Below are 3,412 nucleotides of genomic sequence, written 5' to 3'. Positions count from 1 at the left end.
CGGAGCAAATAAAAATAGCGAATTTAAGCAAAAAAGCTTAGACGAGCTACTAAGAGGCAGTGACATCATCAGCATCCACGCACCGCTAAATGAAAAGACTAGAAATTTACTAGGCGCAAACGAGATAAATTTACTAAAAAATGATGCGATAGTGTTAAATTTAGGACGTGGTGGCATAGTGGACGAGGCAGCGATGGCAAGGGCGATAGACGAGAGAAATTTACGCTTTGGCACGGACGTTTTGGAGCGTGAGCCAATGAGCGAGAATAGCCCATTTTTAAATGTAAAAAAGAAGTCAAATCTACTCATCACGCCGCACGTGGCATGGGGTAGTTTGGAGGCCAGAAAGACGCTCATCGCAAAGATCGTAGCTAACATCGAAAATTTTATAAAGGAGAGCAGATAATGGGCTATGATATAAGCTATCACGCTATTAGCGAAGATGAAATTTCAAAGTGGTATTTTGAGGCACTTGAGCTTACAAGGGCTAGTAAATTTGACGAGGTTTTGGCACTTGCAACAAAGGCTGGCGTAGAGAAATTTTACGCTCAAAAGTATAAAGATACGCTAAGCGCTGCGTTACAGTACGAAGACGATGAAATTTTTAACAAAACTCACGGCTTTTGTATCGCTGTCACGCAAGGTTTTTTTAGAAAGTATTTCTACACTCGTGGCACATCACTAAGCTCTTTGGCGCGGCAAAATGAGAAATTTAAAAACTACGTCAGCAACTGGCGAGAAATTTTACCAAGCAATTTTTTGGATAAATTTAGTGGTGAAATTTATAATGATATCACCGAAAACTACTGTTGTGGCGCTTATGTAAACGCTAAAAACGTAGCTAAACTAAAGGCTGACTATGAAGCAGATGGCGAGATAAAAGAGGCGATTGATGGCTTTTACGCTCAAAATTTACCTGCATTTTTAGATGCGCTAAACTACGCATGCGAGCTAGAAATAGGCCTGCTCGAGGCTACTGAGGTCGTGGAGCCAAATCCACTTGATCTAAACAAATCAAGCTCATATTCAAACCTCTTTAACTGCGATCCAAAGGGAGCTATCATCTATGCACAGACTGCTGTGCAGCAGATTGGAGAGGCAGTAGAGCAAGAAGAGACTGGCAAAAAGTCGATTTTTGAGAAGATCAAAGGGCTATTTAAATAAATTTGAAAGGATAAAAATGGCAACCGAACATAGCTTTGATATAAGTGCCGAGGTCGATATGATGGAGGTTAAAAACGCTCTTGAGACGGCTAAAAAAGAGATCGCGGCTAGGTATGACTTTAAAGGTCTTGCGGCCGAAGTCGAGCTAAATGAAAAAGAGAAATTTATCACGCTTCTTAGCTCAAGCGATAACAAGATCGACGCACTAAAAGATATAGTTATTTCAAAACTCATCAAGCGCAATATCCCGCCAGTAGCGATCACAGAGACAAAAAGAGAGCCAGCGAGTGGTGGAAATTTAAAGGCGACACTAAAGCTAAATGACACGCTTGATGGCGAAAACTCAAAAAAGATCACCAAGGCAATAAAAGACTCAAAGATCAAGGTGAGCGCGCAGATCAGAGGAGAAGAGATCAGAGTAACAAGTAAAAGCATAGATGATCTGCAGGAGTGTATAAAGCTGGTGAGGGGGTTAAATTTGGAGCTTCCGATAAGCTTTAAAAACCTCAAGTAATAGCCTCGTGAGTGCCTTTAAATGAGCTAGAAAAATTCTCACTCCGCAGGCTATATGCCTAGCGCACGTTTGATTTTTCGTCGCAACATTTAAATTCATCTCACGACGTTTTGTGATTCACTTTGTCATTAAAATTGCAAAACTGCCACTTGATTTTTTCATACAAAATTTGGCAATTTTTTGCAAATTTTCACTTAAATTTATTTTACTAAGGATAAAAAATGGGCTTTTTTAAGAAAATTCTCGGTAAGCAAATCGATCTTGGCAAGCAAATGCCGATCTATTTTGTAAGTAGCGACGAAGACTATATGCAGCGTGCATTTGAGCAAGCTCGTGAGAGCTTTAGATATTTTTGGCGTGAGGTTTACTGGGAGCGCCACAGAATCGTACCAGCACTCGACTATGCGATGGTAAAAATTTGTTTCCTAGATGTCGTAAATGGTGAAGAAGTTGGTGAACACATGTGGATAGACGATGTGGAATTTGACGGCGAAACGATATATGGCACGCTTGTAAATGAGCCTGATGCAGTGCAAAACGTGAAAGTAGGCGATCAAGTAAGCGCAAAGATAGATGAGATGAGCGACTGGCTCTTTGCCATTGACGGGCGCGCATACGGCGGATTTAGCGTGCAGGCGATGCGCTCACGAATGCAAAAGAAAGAGCTAAAAGAGCACAATAAAGCGTGGGGGCTTGATTTTGGCGATTTTAACGATATTTTGGTAGTTTACGAGCAAAAGGAGCACCCTGAAAATTTGATAGAGCATCCAATGAGCAAAAATACGCATGAACAGGTGGAGCAGTATATAAAAGAGCATCCAAGTATGGTCACGGACGCCGATGAATTTGGCTATACGCAGCTTCACCACGAGGCGATCGCCGGAAATTTAAATCTTGTAAATCTCTTGCTACAATACGGCGCTGATAAAAATGCTCGCACAAAAAGTGGCAAAACCGCGGCTGAATTTGCTGAGAATTTGGGCTGGAGCGAAATCGCAAAGGTGCTTAGATAGTTAAATTTGTAAATTTGGCATAGTCATTTAGCACAAAGTCTAAGGAGTAAAATCCTTAAGCTTTGTGAGCAAAATTTAATATATATGTGAAATTTGCAGGTTTTAAATTTTAAAAATTTTTAGTCAAATTTGCTGGCCTTACCTAAAAATTTCTTTAACACAAGGCTAAATTTATAAAAATTTAGTTATTCTATCACATTCTTTTAAAACCAACTTATAAAAGGCGATTAATTATGATTTTTAAAAATATTGTTGAGAGTTTTGCTGTAAATTACGCTCATAATTCTATACAAAAATCGCTATATAACGAATTTAACATAGACATTTTAAGCACGACTTACACCAAAACTCCAAAAAAAAACAAAAAATACATGCTCTACGCACACGTTCCCTTTTGTCACACGTTTTGCCCGTATTGCTCGTTTCACAAGTATCACTACGAGCAGGAGCTTGCGAAAATTTACTTTGAAAATTTGCGCGAGGAGATGAGGCAGATAAAAGAGGCCGGCTTTGATTTTAGCTCGCTTTACGTGGGCGGCGGCACGACGCTGATTAACGAACCCGAGCTAGAAAAGACGCTAAAACTCGCCAAAGATCTCTTTAGCATCGAAGATATCTCGGCCGAGAGCGATCCAAACCACATCTCGCCAGAAAGCCTTAGCCGTTTTGACGGTCTTATCGACCGCTTAAGCGTAGGCGTGCAAAGCTTTGATAACGAGAC

General features: G+C 40.4%; 5 protein-coding genes. All 5 read left to right on the top strand.

Annotated features, from left to right (window positions below; translation table 11 throughout):
- The coding region (locus ACTTKV_RS08770; protein ID WP_442550190.1) for an NAD(P)-dependent oxidoreductase at positions 1-406 on the top strand (406 nt) is incomplete at its 5' end.
- On the top strand, positions 406-1,164 hold the full coding sequence (locus ACTTKV_RS08765; RefSeq protein WP_442550189.1) for a hypothetical protein: 759 nt from the start codon (positions 406-408) through the stop codon (positions 1,162-1,164). The genes ACTTKV_RS08770 and ACTTKV_RS08765, both read left to right, overlap by 1 nt.
- A gap of 16 nt (positions 1,165-1,180) precedes the next feature.
- Complete coding sequence (locus ACTTKV_RS08760) at positions 1,181-1,678, top strand: YajQ family cyclic di-GMP-binding protein (protein ID WP_021089472.1); 498 nt, start codon at positions 1,181-1,183, stop codon at positions 1,676-1,678.
- A 221-nt stretch (positions 1,679-1,899) separates the two neighbouring features.
- On the top strand, positions 1,900-2,691 hold the full coding sequence (locus tag ACTTKV_RS08755) for a DUF2314 domain-containing protein (RefSeq protein WP_442550188.1): 792 nt from the start codon (positions 1,900-1,902) through the stop codon (positions 2,689-2,691).
- 233 nt (positions 2,692-2,924) lie between these two features.
- On the top strand, positions 2,925-3,412 hold a 488-nt coding region (locus ACTTKV_RS08750), incomplete at its 3' end, for a radical SAM protein (protein ID WP_442550187.1).

Origin of the sequence: Campylobacter sp., from assembly GCF_052169515.1 — a bacterium.
GTDB lineage: Bacteria > Campylobacterota > Campylobacteria > Campylobacterales > Campylobacteraceae > Campylobacter_A.
This window is presented reverse-complemented; position numbering and strand designations above follow the sequence as displayed.